The sequence below is a fragment of the Kluyvera sp. STS39-E genome (genome assembly GCF_040932435.1).
Lineage (GTDB): Bacteria > Pseudomonadota > Gammaproteobacteria > Enterobacterales > Enterobacteriaceae > Kluyvera.
Genome location: NZ_JBFQGA010000002.1, coordinates 422995 through 442515, shown reverse-complemented (window position 1 = coordinate 442515; position 19521 = coordinate 422995). Strand labels below are relative to the sequence as shown.

The 19521-nt window shown below is 52.9% G+C and carries 16 protein-coding genes; 13 read left to right on the top strand and 3 right to left on the bottom strand.

Features of this window, described 5'->3' with window-relative positions:
* The first annotated feature begins 95 nt into the window (after nt 1–95).
* The 9 genes from bolA to AB4K05_RS05610 all read left to right on the top strand — a co-directional run bounded on the left by bolA (nt 96) and on the right by AB4K05_RS05610 (nt 10572).
* A complete protein-coding gene (gene bolA / locus AB4K05_RS05650; RefSeq protein ID WP_368479009.1) occupies nt 96–413 on the top strand; it encodes a transcriptional regulator BolA in 318 nt (105 codons plus the stop codon).
* Nucleotides 414–748: 335 nt separating this feature from the next.
* Nucleotides 749–2047 carry a trigger factor gene (gene tig / locus AB4K05_RS05645; RefSeq protein ID WP_368479008.1) on the top strand — a complete coding sequence of 433 codons (1299 nt, stop codon included), beginning with the start codon at nt 749–751 and terminating at the stop codon, nt 2045–2047.
* 241 nt (nt 2048–2288) lie between these two features.
* Nucleotides 2289–2912: an ATP-dependent Clp endopeptidase proteolytic subunit ClpP gene (gene clpP, locus AB4K05_RS05640; protein WP_368479007.1), complete on the top strand. Its 624-nt coding sequence runs from the start codon at nt 2289–2291 to the stop codon at nt 2910–2912.
* A 121-nt stretch (nt 2913–3033) separates the two neighbouring features.
* On the top strand, nt 3034–4308 hold the full coding sequence (gene clpX / locus AB4K05_RS05635; RefSeq protein WP_368479006.1) for an ATP-dependent protease ATP-binding subunit ClpX: 1275 nt from the start codon (nt 3034–3036) through the stop codon (nt 4306–4308).
* A gap of 183 nt (nt 4309–4491) precedes the next feature.
* Nucleotides 4492–6846, top strand: a complete 2355-nt coding sequence (lon, locus tag AB4K05_RS05630; RefSeq protein ID WP_368479005.1) for an endopeptidase La — start codon at nt 4492–4494, stop codon at nt 6844–6846.
* A gap of 209 nt (nt 6847–7055) precedes the next feature.
* A complete protein-coding gene (gene hupB, locus AB4K05_RS05625) occupies nt 7056–7328 on the top strand; it encodes a nucleoid-associated protein HU-beta (protein ID WP_035895161.1) in 273 nt (90 codons plus the stop codon).
* A gap of 212 nt (nt 7329–7540) precedes the next feature.
* A complete protein-coding gene (ppiD, locus tag AB4K05_RS05620) occupies nt 7541–9415 on the top strand; it encodes a peptidylprolyl isomerase (protein WP_368479004.1) in 1875 nt (624 codons plus the stop codon).
* A 148-nt stretch (nt 9416–9563) separates the two neighbouring features.
* On the top strand, nt 9564–9938 hold the full coding sequence (locus tag AB4K05_RS05615; protein WP_368479003.1) for a helix-hairpin-helix domain-containing protein: 375 nt from the start codon (nt 9564–9566) through the stop codon (nt 9936–9938).
* A gap of 235 nt (nt 9939–10173) precedes the next feature.
* Nucleotides 10174–10572 (top strand): YbgC/FadM family acyl-CoA thioesterase, encoded by a 399-nt coding sequence (locus tag AB4K05_RS05610; protein WP_368479002.1) that lies wholly within the window; start codon nt 10174–10176, stop codon nt 10570–10572.
* Nucleotides 10573–10804: 232 nt separating this feature from the next.
* Here AB4K05_RS05610 and queC read toward each other — a convergent pair whose 3' ends face one another.
* Complete coding sequence (gene queC, locus AB4K05_RS05605) at nt 10805–11500, bottom strand: 7-cyano-7-deazaguanine synthase QueC (protein ID WP_368479001.1); 696 nt, start codon at nt 11498–11500, stop codon at nt 10805–10807.
* 67 nt (nt 11501–11567) lie between these two features.
* Nucleotides 11568–13268, bottom strand: coding sequence for an SgrR family transcriptional regulator (locus AB4K05_RS05600; protein ID WP_368479000.1), 1701 nt, complete (start codon nt 13266–13268; stop codon nt 11568–11570).
* Nucleotides 13269–13367: 99 nt separating this feature from the next.
* Between AB4K05_RS05600 and cof the strand changes: the two genes are divergently transcribed.
* Nucleotides 13368–14186, top strand: a complete 819-nt coding sequence (gene cof, locus AB4K05_RS05595) for an HMP-PP phosphatase (protein ID WP_368478999.1) — start codon at nt 13368–13370, stop codon at nt 14184–14186.
* A gap of 45 nt (nt 14187–14231) precedes the next feature.
* On the opposite strand, the gene AB4K05_RS05590 is transcribed toward cof, so the two are convergent.
* Nucleotides 14232–15281, bottom strand: coding sequence for a PLP-dependent cysteine synthase family protein (locus AB4K05_RS05590; RefSeq protein WP_368478998.1), 1050 nt, complete (start codon nt 15279–15281; stop codon nt 14232–14234).
* 115 nt (nt 15282–15396) lie between these two features.
* On the opposite strand from AB4K05_RS05590, the gene AB4K05_RS05585 reads away from it, so the two are divergent.
* The 3 genes from AB4K05_RS05585 to AB4K05_RS05575 are packed head-to-tail and all read left to right on the top strand — an operon-like array spanning nt 15397 to nt 19427.
* Nucleotides 15397–15855, top strand: a complete 459-nt coding sequence (locus AB4K05_RS05585; protein ID WP_368478997.1) for an Lrp/AsnC family transcriptional regulator — start codon at nt 15397–15399, stop codon at nt 15853–15855.
* Nucleotides 15856–15880: 25 nt separating this feature from the next.
* On the top strand, nt 15881–17656 hold the full coding sequence (locus AB4K05_RS05580) for a SmdA family multidrug ABC transporter permease/ATP-binding protein (RefSeq protein WP_368478996.1): 1776 nt from the start codon (nt 15881–15883) through the stop codon (nt 17654–17656).
* A complete protein-coding gene (locus AB4K05_RS05575) occupies nt 17649–19427 on the top strand; it encodes a SmdB family multidrug efflux ABC transporter permease/ATP-binding protein (RefSeq protein ID WP_368478995.1) in 1779 nt (592 codons plus the stop codon). The genes AB4K05_RS05580 and AB4K05_RS05575 overlap by 8 nt, the downstream gene beginning before the upstream one ends.
* Nucleotides 19428–19521 lie beyond the last annotated feature (94 nt).

Below are 19521 nucleotides of genomic sequence, written 5' to 3'. Positions count from 1 at the left end.
CTAATTTTTTGTTGCCTTTGTGTAATGGAGTCAGTAAAAGCGGCTAACATTTAAAGGGATAGGCGGCATCTTAACGTTGTCGGAGGAGTAATATCATGATGATGCGTGAACAAATCGAAGATAAATTAAGGGCAGCGTTTGACCCCGTTTTTCTGGAAGTCGTAGATGAAAGCTACCGCCACAACGTTCCGGCAGGCTCAGAGAGCCACTTTAAGGTTGTGCTGGTGAGCGACAAATTTACAGGGGAGCGTTTCCTAAACCGTCACCGGATGATCTACGGCACCCTCACAGAGGAGTTTGCGTCTACCGTACATGCCCTAGCGCTGCACACTTACACGCGAAAAGAGTGGGAAGGTTTGCAAGATACCGTCATTACCTCGCCGCCATGCCGCGGCGCGGGGACCATCGCGTAGAAAAGGCATTTGCAACGTGGAACTTTTCCAGTATGTTGCGTACAGATTATGAGAAAACGGCCTGCGGGCCGTTTTGTTTTGTCTGAATTTTGAGCGATAAAAACAGTATTCAGACCAAAATTAGCCGGGAATTGTGAAAAATGCCGCAGCAACGCGTGATAACCGTTCTCGACTCATAAAAGTGATGCCGCTATAATGCTGCGTCTTATTTTTCGGAATGTCTTCGGGATGATTCTGGCTACAGGGATTGTGTTTCTGATTTAAAGATAACGTCCCAGTACTGCAACGCATGATTCAGAGTTGACCGAGCACTGTGATTTTTTTGAGGTAACAAGATGCAAGTTTCAGTTGAAACCACTCAGGGCCTTGGCCGCCGTGTAACGATTACTATCGCTGCTGACAGCATCGAGACCGCTGTAAAAAGCGAGCTGGTCAACGTCGCGAAAAAAGTACGCATTGACGGTTTCCGTAAAGGTAAAGTACCGATGAATGTTGTTGCTCAGCGTTATGGCGCTTCCGTGCGTCAGGACGTGCTGGGCGACCTGATGAGCCGCAACTTCGTTGATGCGATCATCAAAGAGAAGATCAATCCAGCTGGCGCGCCGAACTACGTTCCGGGCGAATACAAGCAGGGTGAAGACTTCACCTACGCAGTAGAATTCGAAGTGTACCCAGAAGTTGAATTGAAAGGTCTGGACGCTATCGAAGTTGAAAAACCAGTTGTTGAAGTGACCGAAGCCGACGTTGACGGCATGCTGGACACCCTGCGTAAGCAGCAGGCAACTTGGAAAGACAAAGACGGCGCTGTTGACGCTGAAGACCGTGTTACCGTTGACTTCTCTGGCTCCGTAGACGGCGAAGAATTCGAAGGCGGCAAAGCGACTGATTTCGTACTGGCAATGGGTCAGGGTCGTATGATCCCAGGCTTTGAAGACGGTATCAAAGGTCACAAAGCAGGCGAAGAATTCACTATCGACGTGACCTTCCCAGAAGAATACCATGCTGAAAACCTGAAAGGTAAAGCGGCTAAATTCGTTATCAACCTGAAAAAAGTTGAAGAGCGTGAACTGCCTGAACTGACTGCTGAATTCATCAAACGTTTCGGCGTGGAAGATGGCTCCGTAGAAGGTCTGCGTGCTGAAGTACGTAAAAACATGGATCGCGAACTGAAAGGCGCGGTACGTAACCGTGTTAAAACTCAGGCAATCGAAGGTCTGGTTCAGGCTAACGAAATCGACGTTCCTGCTGCCCTGATTGACAGCGAAATCGACGTATTGCGCCGTCAGGCTGCACAGCGTTTCGGTGGCAACCAGCAGCAAGCGATGGAACTGCCACGCGAGCTGTTCGAAGAGCAGGCTAAACGCCGCGTTGTTGTTGGCCTGCTGCTGGGCGAAGTGATTCGTACCCACGAGCTGAAAGCTGACGAAGCACGCGTTGCTACCCTGATCGAAGAAATGGCTTCTGCCTACGAAGATCCGAAAGAAGTTATTGAATTCTACAGCAAAAACAAAGAGCTGATGGAAAACATGCGCAGTGTCGCTCTGGAAGAACAGGCTGTTGAAGCGGTTCTGGAAAAAGCGAAAGTGACTGAAAAAGCAACTTCCTTCAACGAACTGATGAACCAGCAGGCGTAATTTCGCTTTCCGGTCCACGGTTTTGAGAAAACCCGTTGCCTTCTGGTGACGGGTTTTTTTTTATCACAGCGATAACTGTAGCCTGCGTGATAAAAGCCCTTTTCAGTGTTAGCGTTACAACAAAATATTGTTATGCTTGAAATAGGGTAAGATCGTACCCATTACTGGGGGAACGAATCACTCGCCACATCTCTATAATCAGAATGCTGTGGCTATATTATTTTTTATCCAGGAGACGGAAATGTCATACAGTGGCGAACGAGATAACTTAGCACCCCACATGGCCCTGGTGCCGATGGTCATTGAGCAGACCTCACGTGGCGAACGTTCTTTTGATATCTACTCCCGTCTGCTGAAAGAGCGCGTTATCTTTCTGACCGGCCAAGTGGAAGACCACATGGCGAACCTGATTGTGGCGCAAATGCTGTTTCTGGAAGCAGAAAACCCGGAAAAAGATATTTACCTGTACATTAACTCGCCAGGCGGCGTGATTACTGCAGGGATGTCTATTTATGACACCATGCAGTTCATTAAGCCGAATGTTAGTACTATTTGTATGGGACAAGCGTGCTCAATGGGCGCGTTCCTGCTGACCGCAGGCGCAAAAGGCAAGCGCTTCTGCTTGCCGAACTCCCGCGTGATGATTCACCAGCCCCTGGGAGGCTATCAAGGTCAGGCGACGGATATCGAAATCCACGCGCGTGAAATCTTGAAAGTGAAAGGGCGCATGAATGAGCTTATGGCGCACCATACCGGCAAGTCTCTGGAACAGATTGAAACCGACACCGAGCGTGATCGTTTCCTGTCTGCCTCTGAAGCGGTTGAGTATGGTTTGGTTGACTCTATCCTGAGTCAGCGTAACTAATGTCATAACGGCACGTGCCGCAGCAGGGTATATACTCTAGAAGCGGCATTATGTTCGCGCTTAAGAATGGCATTTGCGTCGTCATCAGCGGCACAAAGAACTTAAAAAGAGGTTTTGACTCATGACAGATAAACGCAAAGATGGATCGGGCAAACTGTTGTACTGCTCTTTTTGCGGCAAAAGCCAGCACGAAGTGCGTAAGCTCATCGCCGGCCCATCCGTGTATATCTGCGACGAATGTGTCGACTTATGTAACGACATCATTCGCGAAGAGATTAAAGAGGTAGCGCCGCATCGTGAACGCAGCGCGCTGCCAACGCCACACGAAATTCGTCACCATCTTGATGATTATGTTATCGGTCAGGAACAGGCGAAAAAAGTGCTGGCGGTTGCGGTTTACAACCACTACAAACGTCTGCGTAACGGCGACACCAGCAACGGCGTCGAGCTTGGCAAAAGTAACATTCTGCTGATCGGCCCAACCGGTTCCGGTAAAACCCTGCTGGCAGAAACGCTGGCTCGCCTGCTGGACGTTCCGTTCACCATGGCGGATGCCACCACGCTGACCGAAGCTGGTTATGTGGGTGAAGACGTTGAAAACATTATTCAGAAACTGCTGCAGAAGTGCGACTACGACGTACAGAAAGCACAGCGCGGTATTGTTTACATCGATGAAATCGACAAAATCTCGCGTAAATCTGACAACCCGTCAATCACGCGTGACGTATCCGGTGAAGGCGTACAGCAGGCTCTGCTGAAGCTGATTGAAGGCACCGTGGCTGCCGTTCCGCCTCAGGGTGGACGTAAACATCCACAGCAGGAATTCCTGCAGGTTGATACTTCGAAGATCCTCTTTATCTGTGGCGGCGCATTTGCTGGTCTGGATAAAGTAATCGGCAACCGCGTTGAAACCGGTTCGGGTATTGGCTTTGCTGCGACGGTTAAATCCAAAACGGATAAAGCCAGCGAAGGTGAGTTACTGATGCAGGTAGAACCAGAAGATCTGATCAAATTTGGTCTGATCCCTGAGTTCATTGGCCGTCTGCCGGTTGTTGCTACGCTGACAGAGCTTAGTGAAGAAGCGTTGATTCAGATCCTCAAAGAGCCGAAAAACGCCCTGACCAAGCAGTATCAGGCGCTGTTTAACTTGGAAGGCGTTGATCTGGAATTCCGTGATGAAGCGTTGGATGCTATCGCTAAGAAAGCGATGAGCCGTAAAACCGGTGCTCGTGGCCTGCGTTCTATCGTTGAAGCAGCGCTGCTCGAAACCATGTACGATCTGCCTTCAATGGAAGACGTCGAAAAAGTGGTTATCGATGAGTCGGTCATTGCCGGTCAAAGCGAACCGCTGCTGATTTACGGCAAGCCGGAAGCGCAACAGGCATCTGGCGAATAATTCACCAGTTCATACAATCGGTTAATTAAAAAGGGGGGATTTTATCTCCCCTTTTATTTTTCCTGATTCATAGCGTTGAATGTGTGGAATACATCCCCATATACTGGTTACATGTTAATGGTTGTGTGAAGCACAGTCGCATGACCAGCTTACCTGGCGGACACTAAACTAAGAGAGAGCTCTATGAATCCTGAGCGTTCTGAACGCATTGAAATCCCCGTATTGCCGCTGCGCGATGTGGTGGTTTATCCGCACATGGTCATTCCCTTATTCGTAGGGCGGGAAAAATCTATTCGTTGTCTGGAAGCGGCCATGGATCATGATAAAAAAATCATGCTGGTCGCGCAGAAAGACGCATCAACGGATGAGCCGGGTGTAAACGATCTTTTCACCGTCGGGACCGTGGCCTCTATTTTACAAATGCTGAAACTGCCAGACGGTACGGTAAAAGTACTGGTTGAAGGTTTACAGCGTGCGCGCATCTCCACGCTTTCCGATAACGGTGAGCACTTCTCGGCGAAAGCGGAGTACTTGGAGTCGCCGGCGATTGAAGAGCGCGAGCAGGAAGTCCTGGTGCGCACGGCAATCGGTCAGTTTGAAGGCTATATCAAGCTGAACAAAAAAATCCCACCAGAAGTGCTGACGTCGCTTAACAGCATTGACGATCCTGCACGCCTGGCGGACACCATCGCCGCGCACATGCCGCTGAAGCTGGCAGATAAACAGTCCGTTCTCGAGATGTCTGACATCAACGAGCGCCTGGAATATCTGATGGCGATGATGGAATCTGAAATCGATCTGCTGCAGGTTGAGAAGCGCATTCGCAACCGTGTCAAAAAGCAGATGGAGAAATCTCAGCGTGAGTACTATCTGAACGAGCAAATGAAAGCGATTCAGAAAGAACTCGGCGAGATGGACGAAGTGCCGGACGAAAACGAAGCGTTGAAGCGTAAAATCGACGCGGCGAAAATGCCGAAAGAGGCAAAAGAGAAAACCGAAGCCGAACTGCAGAAGCTGAAAATGATGTCACCGATGTCAGCGGAAGCGACCGTGGTTCGTGGTTATATCGACTGGATGGTGCAGGTGCCGTGGAATACGCGCAGCAAGGTCAAAAAAGACCTTCGCCAAGCGCAAGAAATCCTCGATACCGACCACTACGGCCTCGAACGCGTCAAAGACCGCATCCTTGAGTATCTCGCGGTCCAAAGCCGTGTGAACAAGCTCAAAGGGCCAATTCTGTGCCTGGTAGGGCCTCCTGGTGTGGGTAAAACCTCTCTGGGGCAGTCCATCGCGCAGGCTACCGGACGCAAATATGTCCGTATGGCGTTGGGCGGCGTGCGTGATGAAGCGGAAATCCGTGGTCACCGTCGCACGTACATCGGCTCTATGCCGGGCAAACTGATCCAGAAAATGGCGAAAGTGGGCGTTAAAAACCCGCTGTTCCTGCTCGATGAGATCGACAAAATGTCTTCGGACATGCGTGGTGATCCGGCCTCTGCTCTGCTGGAAGTTCTTGATCCAGAACAGAACGTGGCGTTCAGCGATCACTATCTGGAAGTGGATTACGATCTCAGCGACGTGATGTTTGTTGCGACATCTAACTCCATGAACATTCCGGCACCATTGCTGGACCGTATGGAAGTGATTCGTCTGTCTGGTTACACCGAAGACGAAAAACTGAATATCGCCAAACGTCACCTGCTGCCAAAGCAGATTGAACGTAATGCCCTGAAAAAAGGTGAGCTGACGGTAGACGATAGTGCGATTGTCGGCATCATCCGTTATTACACCCGTGAAGCGGGTGTACGTAGCTTGGAACGTGAAATCTCGAAACTGTGCCGTAAAGCGGTTAAACAGCTGCTGCTGGATAAAGAGCTCAAGCACATTGATATTAACGGTGACAACCTGCACGACTATCTCGGCATTCAGCGCTTCGACTACGGTCGTGCGGATGAAGAAAACCGCGTAGGTCAGGTAACCGGCCTTGCGTGGACGGAAGTGGGTGGCGATCTGCTGACCATCGAAACCGCCTGCGTACCGGGTAAAGGTAAGCTGACCTATACCGGCTCTCTGGGTGAAGTCATGCAGGAATCCATTCAGGCTGCGCTGACCGTGGTGCGTGCGCGTGCGGAAAAACTGGGTATTAACCCGGACTTCTACGAAAAACGCGACATCCACGTTCACGTACCGGAAGGGGCAACGCCGAAAGACGGTCCAAGTGCCGGTATCGCAATGTGTACTGCGCTGGTTTCATGCCTGACCGGTAACCCGGTTCGTGCAGACGTGGCAATGACGGGTGAAATTACCCTGCGTGGTCTGGTTCTGCCAATCGGTGGTCTGAAGGAAAAACTGCTCGCGGCACACCGTGGCGGCATTAAGACTGTTCTGATTCCGGATGAAAACAAACGCGATCTGGAAGAGATTCCCGACAACGTTCTGGCCGATCTTGAGATCCATCCAGTGAAACGCATCGAGGAAGTTCTGGCTCTGGCGCTGCAAAATGAACCGTCTGGAATTCAGGTTGTAAGCGCAAAATAGTGACTTCGCGCAAAGAGCGTTAATAAAAACTAGGCTGGCAAGCGTAAACACACTTGCCAGCCTTTTTTTGTCTCGCTAATTTAGACGGCTGGCAGGTGTGTCGTCGACAACGGGTGTTGTAAGGGCATGGTAGTCCTGATATAACTGCTCCGCAATCGCGCCGCGAAGGATTCCGGTGCGATATAAATAATAAAGAGAGGAAGAGAACAGTGAACAAATCTCAACTGATTGACAAAATTGCTGCTGGCGCGGATATCTCCAAAGCTGCAGCTGGACGTGCGTTAGATGCTTTAATTGCTTCTGTTACTGAATCTCTGCAAGCTGGGGATGACGTTGCACTGGTAGGTTTTGGTACCTTTGCTGTCAAAGAGCGTGCTGCCCGTACTGGCCGCAACCCTCAGACCGGTAAAGAGATCACTATCGCTGCTGCTAAAGTTCCGGCATTCCGTGCAGGTAAAGCACTGAAAGACGCGGTAAACTGATCCCTTTCCCGCTACGGGAATGTGGCAAAGTACAAGGGCGCATCGACTGATGTGCCTTTTTTTATGTCTTTGTGTGACGTTTTAACAGTTTATATGCGGTGTTTGCTGACAACCGCCCTGGTTTCTTGTCAAAATACACCCTCACGCGCAGCAGCCATCACATGCTATGCTGCACGAGGTATTTGTCACCTACAGCGGAGTGTTGTTACACCATGATGGACAATTTACGCACGGCAGCCAACAGCGTCGTGATCAAAGTCATTTTCGGGCTCATTATCGTGTCGTTCATTTTGACCGGCGTGAGTGGTTACCTGATCGGCGGTAACAATAATTTTGCCGCAAAAGTGAATGGCCAAGAAATCGGCCGCGGACAGTTTGAAAATGCCGTTGCTAGCGAGCGTAACCGCATGCAGCAGCAGCTTGGTGACCAGTTCTCTGAACTGGCGGCCAATGAAAACTACATCAAAACAATGCGTCAGCAGGTCTTAAACCGCCTGATCGACGAAGCGCTGCTTGACCAGTATTCAAAAGACCTCGGTCTTGGCATTAGCGATGAGCAGGTGCGTAAAGCCATTTTCGCCACCCCTGCGTTCCAGGTTGACGGCAAATTTGATAATACCCGCTACACCGCGCTGGTGAATCAAATGGGCATGACGCCAGATCAGTACGCTGCAGCCCTGCGCAACCAGCTCACCACTCAACAGCTGATTAACGCAGTTGCCGGCACCGACTTTATGCTGCCAGGTGAAACCGAGCAGCTGGCGGAACTGGTTTCCCAGCAGCGTCTGGTTCGTGAAGCGACCATTGACGTTAACGCACTGGCGGCCAAGCAGCAGGTCAGCGACGCTGAAATCAACAGCTACTACGAGCAAAACAAAGGTCAGTTCGTGTCGCCTGAGCAGTTCCGCGTAAGCTACATCAAGCTGGATGCCGCATCGATGACGCAAAACGTCTCCGATGAAGAGATTCAGGCGTACTACGATCAGCATCAGGATCAGTTCACTCAGCCTCAGCGTAACCGTTACAGCGTTATCCAAACCAAAACGGAAGCCGAGGCCAAAGCGGTACTCGACGCGCTGAACAAAGGCGGCGACTTTGCGGCCCTGGCGAAAGAGAAATCGGCTGACATTATTTCTGCGCGCAACGGCGGCGACATGGGCTGGCTGGAAGAGGCCACAACCCCTGACGAATTGAAAAATGCGGGCCTGAAAGAAAAAGGCCAGCTGTCCGGCGTGATTAAATCCTCCGTTGGTTTCCTGGTTGCTCGTCTTGATGACGTGCAAGCGGCTCAGGTCAAACCGCTGGCTGACGTGCGTAACGATATCGCCAATAAAGTGAAGCAGGAAAAATCTCTCGACGCGTATTACGCGCTGCAGCAGAAAGTGAGCGACGCGGCGAGCAACGAGAACGACTCGTTGGCGGGCGCTGAGCAAGCGGCTGGCGTGAAAGCGGTAGAGACCGGCTGGTTTGACCACAGCAACCTGCCTGCTGAACTGAACTTTAAACCGGTATCCGACGCTATCTTTAACGGCGGCTTGGTTGGCGAAAACGGTATGCCGGGTAGCAACTCCGATATCATTACCGTTGATGGCGACCGTGCCTTCATCCTGCGCGTGAGCGAACACAAAGCCGAAGCGGTAAAACCATTGGCTGAAGTCAAAGCGCAGGTGACCGATATCGTAAAACACAACAAAGCAGAACAGCAGGCCAAACTGGATGCGGAAAAACTGCTGGTTGCGTTGAAAGATGGCAAAGGTGACGACGCGATGAAAGCAGCTGGCCTGAGCTTTAGCGCCAGCAAAACGTTGAGCCGTGCCGGTCAGGATCCACTGAGCCAGGCTGCGTTCTCACTGCCTCTGCCGCAGAAAGACAAACCAAGCTTCGGTATCGGCAACGATATGCAAGGCAACGTGGTTCTGCTGGCGCTGGACGAAGTGAAAGCAGGTGAAATGCCGGAAGCGCAGAAGAAAGCGATGGTGCAGGGTATTACCCAGAACAATGCGCAGATTTCTTTCGAAGCGATGATGAACAACCTGCGTAAGTCGGCGAAAATTAAGCTTGGCGATATCATCGACCAGCAGCAGTAATCGGAATCCGACTCGCATAATTTTGTAATGCGATGTACACCTCAAAGGCCGCTTTCGCGGCCTTTTCCACATTTAAAATCTGCCTTTTGAATGCCCTCTCGTCTGTCGTTATGGTTGCCTTGTTACCAACCAACAAGGAGAAGTCAGAATGAAATATGGGATAAAAATGTGCGCCGTAGCCGTTGTTATGGCTTGTGCTGGGATGAGTTTTAGCGTCCAGGCGGCGCCAGCTGCGGTAAAAAACCAGATAACCCAGACTAAAGCTAGTGATGCATCAGGCGAGCAGGCTAAGGCATCTGTGAACCACGACGCCCGCGCGGATGAAGTGACTCGGGTTAGCATCAATACGGCGTCGGCAGAGGCTCTGGCTAGGGCAATGAACGGTGTCGGGCTGAAAAAAGCGCAGGCGATTGTTAGCTATCGTGAAGAATATGGGCCTTTCAAAACGATCGACGATCTCGAACAGGTCCCAGGAATGGGGCATTCACTGGTTGAGAGAAATCTCGACCATCTCACGCTTTAATTCATCCAGAGTAGTTGCACTCGCCTGAAAATTTGCCAGACTAAAGAGGTCATACCAGTGGTATGACCTCTGACTCAACTCATAATACATACACAACATCATTCGAGCTGTATCAAGGCGGCAGATGAGCTATTACCCAAGAGCGTACATAAGAGCGTGACTGGGACGAGTGAATGCAGCCAACGCAGAGGCAGTTTGAAGGATAAAGTGGATAAAATAATAAGGCTATGGCGCTATGCAGACACAAATCAAAGTTCGTGGGTATCACCTGGATGTTTATCAACACGTCAATAACGCTCGCTATCTAGAGTTTCTCGAAGAGGCTCGTTGGGACGGGCTCGAGAGTAGTGCGGGCTTCCAGTGGATGAGTGCGAACCATATCGCCTTCGTGGTGGTGAATATCAACATTAACTATCGACGTCCGGCGGTGCTGGGCGACCTGCTGACCGTCACTAGCAAAGTAGAGCAACTTAATGGCAAAAGCGGTGTGCTAAGCCAAGTCGTGACGCTGGAACCAGAAGGTCAGGTGGTGGCGGATGCACAAATCACTTTCGTTTGTATCGACTTGAAGACGCAAAAAGCGTTGGCTCTGGAGGGGGAATTACGCGAGCACTTGGAGGCGATGGTCGAATAAACCAAATGTAGGCCGGATAAGGCAACGCCGCCATCCGGCACTGTGCCAGAAATTGCCTGATGGCACTGCGCTTATCAGGCCTACACGCTGGGCTGCTTGATGGCGCTGCGCCTATCAGGCCTACAAATACTTCCCCTGAATGCAGAGCTGCTCAAATTCACGGGCAACCACCCGTAGGACGGATAAGGCAACGCCGCCATCCGGCAATTCACTAGGCCTGTTGCTGAATTGACTACTTCAGCCCGGTTTTTTGCTTCATTGACGCCATCACACCGGGCTTATCTGCCAGATAATGGTTTAGCCCGTTTGCCCGCAGGCTACAGGCCGCACAATGACCACAACCGTCGCCTTTAATGCCGTTGTAACAGGTCAGCGTTTCGCTGCGCACCAGTTCTAGCTTTTCCCAGTAGTCCGCCAGCGCCCAAGTCTGCGCTTTATCCAACCACATCAGCGGCGTCTCAAAGCGAATATCCTTCGCCATCCCCAAGCTTACCGCATGATTTAGCGCCTTCACGAACTCATCGCGACAATCCGGGTAACCGGAGAAATCGGTTTCGCAAACGCCCGTGATCACCGCTTCGGCCTTCACCTGATAGGCGTAGATAGCCGTCAGCGTCAAAAACAGAATATTACGTCCCGGCACGAAGGTATTGGGGATCCCGTTGGCCTCTGGCTCATAATCGGGAACCGGGATGCTATCGCGGGTCAGGCTGCTGACCGCCAGTTCGTTTAATAAGGTAACATCCAGCACTTTATGGGCGCGCGCACCGAGGGAAATCGCCAGTTCGCGGGCAACGTCAATCTCTGCGCGATGGCGCTGGCCATAATCAAACGTGACGCAGTGAACTTCATCGTATTGATGCAGCGCCTGCACTAGGCATGTAGTGGAGTCTTGTCCACCGCTAAAGACGACAACGGCACGTTTCATGGCTTTTCCTGTCAGTGATTCTGAAAGCCGCTATGTTAACGCCTGTGCGCCACGGCGACCAGCTTCTTCACCGGGTATCCGGCGGCAGCCAGGCTTCAGAGAAATCAAACCATCCGCGGGCATTCAGACGAATGCCGTTCACGCCCGGCGGCGCGCTGACCTGATATTGATAGTTAAACAAAGGCGTCACGATGGCGTCGCGCATCAGACGAGTAAAAATGTGCTTTAGCGCAGCAATGCGCTGTGCATCGTCCGGCTGTGTTTGTGCTTCATCCAGCAAATGTTGAACGAGATACGCTTGTTCGTCGGTAAACAGGGCAGGCCATAGCGCATCACAGCGTAACCATTGTTCCAGAGCGTATTCAGGCATTTCACCAATCAGTCGGTCGCCCATAAACAAATCGGCCTGTGGCAGGTCGGTACAACCATTCCAGCTTTTGGCATCGTAAAAAATCACCGTCAGCTCGCAGCCTCGCTGAGCTAAGGCGGTTTTTAACTGCTCTGCCATGGTGTGTAACTCAACGGGAAGATGGTAGATCAGGGTCAACTGGGGTGGCAGGGCGACATCTGGGTCATCATGCGCAAGCGGAATGGCCCAGCCGGGCAGCATCTCTTCGCTAGGCGTTATCAGGTTTTCGCCTAAAGGCAGGCTTTGCAGCAATCCTGAACGATGGATAAGTGAAATCACCCGCTGTGCTTGCGCCATGCTAAGGCGCGGGCTTTGGCGTAGCGCCAGATAGCAAAACCCTAGGCTAATGCTATGACTCACCAGTCTTAATTTTCCGAGTTCTTCTGGCTTACCGATGGCTATCTGCACCGGGTGCTGACAGCTGGTGCCTAAACCCTGCTCAAAAAGCTGAGGCGTTATCCAATATTCGATAGCCTGGAGCAGCGGATGGCCCAGATGGTAGCGGGAGTGGCTTTCAATTCTTACCAATTCGGGCTCGAATATTTTGTACATAAAAGGGCCGGTGCCCTGCTGTGGTTCATCAGGGTGCGCCAGCACGCTACAGTAGCTGGCCAGCCGATGCGCCAGCCAATAATCTGGGCGATGTAGCCTGAAGGTCAGACACTGTGGATGGGTCTGCCGAATGTCTTTGACGCTGGAAAACAGTCTTGCCAGCTCTGGGAGATCCAGCAGCATCAACAGTCGTCTGCGCAGTTGGTCGGTCTCCACCGCGTCACCGCTGTGCCAATGAAGCGTTGAGCGAATATAAAACTGCCAGCACAGGCCATCTTCAGAAACCGACCAATGGTGCGCCAGATCGCCGCGCGGTTGTAGCGCATCATGATCAAAACGGGTCAGCCCGCAGTAAATCTGTCCGGCTAAATGCTGTTCGGCGCGCCCGGCAAGGAAACCCGGCTGTAGCGGTTCGAGAGGGCGGTAATAGGGGATACGTAGCGTTGGCGTATTGTTTTGCCACTGACCGCCAAGGAACGGATGCAGCAGCGCCCGCAGCTCCACCGGCGCAATCTGCGCAAGTTCCAGCGCGTTGTGCTGTTGGCCGCGTTCCAAGGCTGTTTCCATCATCTCGTTGCGCAGCGCTTCGGGCGTGGTGTGAAATGCCAAAATTCCACGCTTGCCTCGCCCGGACTGTGCCTTCCAACTCAGCCAGCCGGCTTCTTGTGCCTGGCGTAGTAGCGTACGCATATGTCGCTCGCTGCAAAAGCAGCGCGCCGCCAGTTCGGCGATAGCCACCTGCTGCATCTCTCCCTGTGAGGGCTGCCACAGGCGCTGAAACTGATTTAAACGATTTAACAGACGCATATAAACCCGGAACAATAAAAGTTAACTATTCAGTATTACTTCCGTATATCCCAGCAGATACTGGGTGGCAAGAGAGAGCGATCACAGGCGGGATAAATAATGGCAAGACTGGCAGCATTTGATATGGATGGCACCCTTTTGATGCCTGACCATCGATTGGGCGACAAGACTATCGCGGTACTGAAGCGGTTGCGCGAACGCGAAATCACGCTCACTTTTGCTACCGGCCGCCACGTGCTGGAGATGCGCCCGCTGATTGACACGCTGTCGCTGAACGCTTTTCTCATTACTGGCAACGGCACGCGTATTCACTCGCTGCAGGGCGAAATGATGCATCGCAGCGATCTGCCGCCGGATGTCGCCGAAGAGGTGCTGCACAGCCATTGGGATACCCAGGCCAGCATGCATGTCTTTAACGATAGCGGTTGGTTTACCGGCCGCGATATCCCCGAAATGCTCCAAGCTCATGTCTATAGCGGATTCCACTATCAGCTTCGCGATCTTCGCCGCATGCCGGCGCATCAGGTGACGAAAGTCTGTTTCTGCGGCGATCACGACGATCTCTGTCGTCTGCGCATCCAGTTGACCGAAGCCTTAGATAAACGTGCGCATATCTGTTTTTCGGCAGTGGACTGTCTAGAAGTATTGCCGGTCGGGAGCAATAAAGGCGCGGCGCTGACGGTTCTGGGCGAACATCTGGGCGTCGGCATGGACGAGTGCATGGCCTTTGGTGACGCGATGAACGACCGCGAAATGCTTGGGCTAGTAGGCCGTGGGGTGATTATGGGTAACGCTATGGGGCAACTCAAGGCCGCGCTGCCCCACCTGCCGGTTATCGGAAACTGCAATAACCAAGCTGTTTCCCACTATTTAACGCATTGGCTGGATACACCCAATCTTCCATATTCCCCCGAATAGAGAGACCTTCCAGCAAGCCAGGCATCCTATAATGCCTGGCTTTTTTTATTGTCCGAGCAATTGTTGAATCTGCTGATGCCACGGCATCACGTCGCCGATATTTTTCGCCACCCACTGTGGATTGTAATAGGTGTCGAGATAGCGCTCGCCGCTGTCGCACAGCAGCGTCACAATGGAGCCGCTTTTACCCTCGGCACGCATCTGTGATGCCAGTTGGAGCGCGCCCCACATATTGGTACCGGTAGACGCACCCACTTTACGGCCAAGCTGAGTTTCCAGCCACTGGGCGGTAGCGACGCTTGCGGCATCTGGGACACGCAGCATGCTATCGACTACATCCGGAATAAACGACGGTTCGACGCGCGGACGGCCAATCCCTTCTATTTTGCTGCCAACAGATCCACGCAGACTGGCATCGCGATGCTGCCAATAGTCCATAAATACCGAGTTCTCAGGATCGACGACCATCAGTTGAGTTTCATAGCCCTGACAGCGGATATAGCGGCCAATGGTCGCTGAAGTTCCGCCAGTACCGGCGCTCATCACCACCCATGCCGGAACCGGATGAGGTTCATGTGACATCTGGCGGAAAATACTGTCGGCGATATTGTTATTACCGCGCCAGTCGGTAGCGCGCTCGGCGTAGGTGAACTGATCCATATAGTGACCGTTCAGGTCTCGGGCCAGTTTTTCTGACGCGGCGTAAATCTCACAGGCGCTTTCCACGAAGTGGCAGCGTCCGCCGTAAAACTCAATTTGTTCAATCTTGCGTTTCGCGGTGCACGAAGGCATCACCGCGATAAACGGCAATCCCAGCAGGCGCGCGAAATACGCCTCGGAAACCGCCGTGGAGCCGGAGGAGGATTCAATAATGGTGGTGCCTTCTTTGATCCAACCGTTGCATAAGCCGTAGAGGAACAATGAACGGGCCAGACGGTGTTTCAGGCTACCGGTAGGATGGGTGCTTTCATCTTTCAGATACAGCTGAATGCCGGGAAAGGCAGGTAGCGCCAGACGAATCAAATGCGTATCGGCGCTACGTTGATAATCGGCGTTAATTTCGCTAATCGCGTGTTTGACCCAGGTGCTATTCATTGTGATTTTCCGTTTGTCATTTTGTGCCCAGCATAGCGAAAAGCACAGAAAAAATTGTTGCCATCTGACCTTTAAAATACAATGAGAGTAGAAAAGTTTTCTCCCGGTGACGCCCATGCTAGATAAAATTGACCGAAAGCTGCTCTCCCTGCTGCAAAATGACTGCACGCTCTCTTTGCAGGCGCTGGCCGATGCCGTTAATCTGACCACCACACCTTGCTGGAAACGGCTAAAGCGTCTTGAAGACGATGGTGTATTAATCGGGCGCGTCGCGCTGCTGGATGCAGAAAAACTGGGGCTGGGGCTGACGGCCTTTGTGCTGATTAAAACGCAGCACCACAGCAGCGACTGGTACAGTCTCTTTGTCAGCGAAGTGACGCAAATGCCGGAAGTTCTCGGGTTTTGGCGAATGGCCGGGGAATATGACTACCTGATGCGCGTTCAGGTTGCTGATATGAAACGCTACGATGATTTTTATAAAAGCTTGGTGAATCGCGTTCCTGGACTGTCGGACGTCACCTCAAGCTTTGCGATGGAACAGATTAAATCCACCACCGCTCTCCCCATCGGATAACACTTTATCTCTGGAATTTTACCGCGTGCGATTATTTGCTCAACTAAGCTGGTACTTCCGCCGGGAATGGCGTCGCTATCTCGGCGCAGTTTCCCTGCTCATTATTATTGCCATCCTGCAGCTTATCCCACCGAAAGTGGTGGGTATTGTTGTCGATGGCGTGTCGCAACACCACTTCACGGCCGGAAAGCTCATGATGTGGGTCGGAACCATGGTGTTGATTGCTATCGTGGTTTACCTGCTGCGCTACGTCTGGCGCGTGCTGCTGTTTGGTGCGTCCTATCAGTTGGCCGTTGAACTGCGGGAAGATTTCTACCGTCAGCTTAGCCGCCAACATCCTGAATTTTATCTCCGTCACCGTACCGGCGACCTGATGGCGCGCGCGACCAACGACGTCGATCGCGTGGTATTTGCCGCCGGTGAAGGGGTGCTGACGCTGGTGGATTCACTGGTCATGGGCTGTGCGGTGCTGATTGTCATGTCTACGCAGATTAGCTGGCAGCTTACGCTGCTGGCACTGGTGCCGATGCCGATCATGGCACTGGTCATTCATCGCTATGGCAACCTGCTGCATGAACGCTTTAAGCTGGCGCAGGCGGCGTTCTCCAGCCTAAACGACCGTACCCAAGAGAGTCTGACCAGCATTCGCATGATCAAAGCCTTTGGCCTTGAGGATCGGCAGTCCGCGCAGTTTGCTGCTGATGCCGCTGACACCGGGATCAAGAACATGCGCGTGGCGCGTATTGATGCCCGTTTCGATCCGACTATCTATATCGCGGTCGGCATGGCGAACCTGCTGGCGATTGCCGGCGGCAGTTGGATGGTGATGCAGGATGAATTAACGCTCGGTGAGTTAACCAGCTTTATGATGTATTTAGGGCTGATGATTTGGCCGATGCTGGCGCTGGCATGGATGTTTAACATCGTTGAACGCGGCAGCGCTGCCTATAGCCGTATTCGCACGCTGCTGGCGGAAGCACCGGTGGTTAATGACGGCACCGAAACGGTACCGGAAGGGCGCGGCACGCTTGAGCTGGCTATTCGCCGTTTTAGCTATCCGCAGACCGATAAACCAATGCTCAGCGACGTGGATGTCACTTTGAAACCCGGCCATATGCTCGGTATCTGTGGGCCAACCGGTTCGGGAAAATCAACCATCCTCTCGCTTATCCAGCGTCATTTTGACGTCGATGAGGGCGATATTCGCTTCCACAATATCCCGCTGCGCCAGCTGCAGCTGGATGCGTGGCGTAGCCGTCTGGCGGTGGTAAGCCAGACGCCGTTCCTGTTTTCTGACACGGTTGCCAGCAATATTGCGCTGGGCTGCCCGAGCGCAACGCAAGAAGAGATCGAGCAGGCGGCTCGTCTGGCCTGCGTTCACGACGACATTCTGCGCTTGCCGCAGGGATACGATACGGAAGTTGGCGAGCGCGGCGTGATGCTCTCCGGCGGGCAAAAACAACGTATCTCGATTGCTCGTGCGCTGCTGCTCAATGCGGAAATATTAATTCTCGACGATGCTCTGTCGGCGGTCGATGGTCGAACCGAGCATCAAATCCTGCACAACCTGCGCCAGTGGGGCGAAGGGCGTACGCTGATTATTAGTGCTCACCGTCTGTCGGCGTTGCTCGACGCGAGCGAAATTATTGTGATGCAGCATGGACACATCGCCCAACGTGGTCAGCATGAACAGTTATCCGCGCAGTCGGGCTGGTATCGCGATATGTACCGCTACCAGCAGCTTGAAGCCGCGCTAAATGATGCGCCGGAAGAAGAAAAAACGGAGGCGGCTAATGCGTAGTTTTGGGCAACTGTGGCCAACTTTAAAGCGCCTGCTGGCCTACGGTTCTCCGTGGCGCAAGCCGCTGTCGATCGCGGTATTGATGCTGTGGATAGCGGCGGCGGCGGAAGTGAGCGGGCCGCTACTGATAAGTTATTTCATTGACAATATGGTCGCGAAAGATGTGCTGCCGTGGGGCAAAGTCGCCGGTCTGGCGGCGGCCTATATCGGCCTACAGCTTTTGGCTGCCGGTTTGCACTACAGCCAATCACTACTGTTTAACCGTGCAGCGGTTGGCGTGGTGCAACAGTTGCGTATTGATGTGATGGATGCCGCCCTGCGTCAGCCGCTGTCTGAGTTTGATACCCAGCCGGTAGGGCAGTTGATTTCCCGGGTGACCAACGACACGGAAGTGATCCGCGATCTCTACGTCACGGTGGTGGCGACGGTGCTGCGCAGTGCGGCGCTGATTGGCGCGATGCTGGTGGCTATGTTTAGCCTCGATTGGCGGATGGCGCTAGTGGCGCTGGCTATCTTCCCGGCGGTGATGACGGTGATGATTATCTATCAGCGTTACAGCACGCCTATTGTGCGTCGTGTTCGCGCTTATCTGGCGGATATTAACGACGGTTTTAACGAAGTGATCAACGGCATGAGCGTTATCCAGCAGTTCCGTCAGCAGGTGCGCTTTGGTGAGCGCATCGGTGATGTGAGCCGTTCACACTATCTGGCGCGCATGCAGACGCTGCGTCTTGATGGCTTCCTGCTGCGTCCGCTACTGAGTTTGTTCTCTACGCTGGTGCTGTGCGGTCTGCTGATGCTGTTTGGTTTCAGCGCCACAGGTTCGATTGAAGTCGGCGTGCTGTATGCATTTATTAGTTACCTTGGCCGCCTCAACGAACCGCTGATTGAACTGACTACCCAACAGTCGATGCTGCAACAGGCTGTGGTCGCCGGTGAACGCGTGTTTGAGCTGATGGACCGACCGCGTCAACAGTATGGTCACGACATTAAACCGCTTGCCAGCGGCGATATCGATATCGACAACGTGTCGTTTGCCTACCGCGACGACAAACTGGTGCTGCAAAATATCTCGCTGTCGATTCCGGCGCGCAGCTTTGTGGCTCTGGTTGGGCATACCGGCAGCGGCAAAAGCACGCTGGCGAGCCTATTGATGGGCTACTACCCGCCAAATTCGGGCGAAATTCGTCTTGGCGGTCGTCCGTTGGCAACGCTTAGCCACCAGGTGCTGCGTGAGGGCATCGCCGTGGTGCAACAGGACCCCGTGGTGCTGGCCGACTCTTTCTTTGCCAACATCACCTTGGGGCGCGATATCAGCGAAGAACAGGTTTGGCAGGTGCTGGAAACGGTGCAACTGGCGGAGATGGTGCGGAGCATGAGCGATGGCCTGTACACCCATCTTGGCGAACAAGGTAACAATTTGTCCGTGGGGCAGAAGCAACTGCTGGCGCTGGCCCGCGTGCTGGTTGATACCCCGCAGGTGCTGATTCTGGACGAAGCGACGGCCAATATCGACTCCGGCACGGAGCGAGCCATTCAACACGCGCTGGCTGCCGTACGACAGCACACTACGCTGGTGGTTATCGCACACCGCCTGTCGACCATCGTTGAGGCAGATACCATTATGGTGCTTCATCGTGGACAAGCGGTAGAGCAGGGTTCTCACCAGCAACTGCTTGAAGCGAAAGGTCGTTACTGGCAGATGTATCAGCTGCAGCTGGCGGGCGAGGAACTTGCTGCCAGTGCTCAGGAAGATGCATTGACCGCCTAATGCACCAGCGTCAGGCATTTTTCTAACACAATGACGTCGTAATACGCATCATGCACTCGCATGGTGCGTTTTTCTTTTTTATCCCGCCATCCTA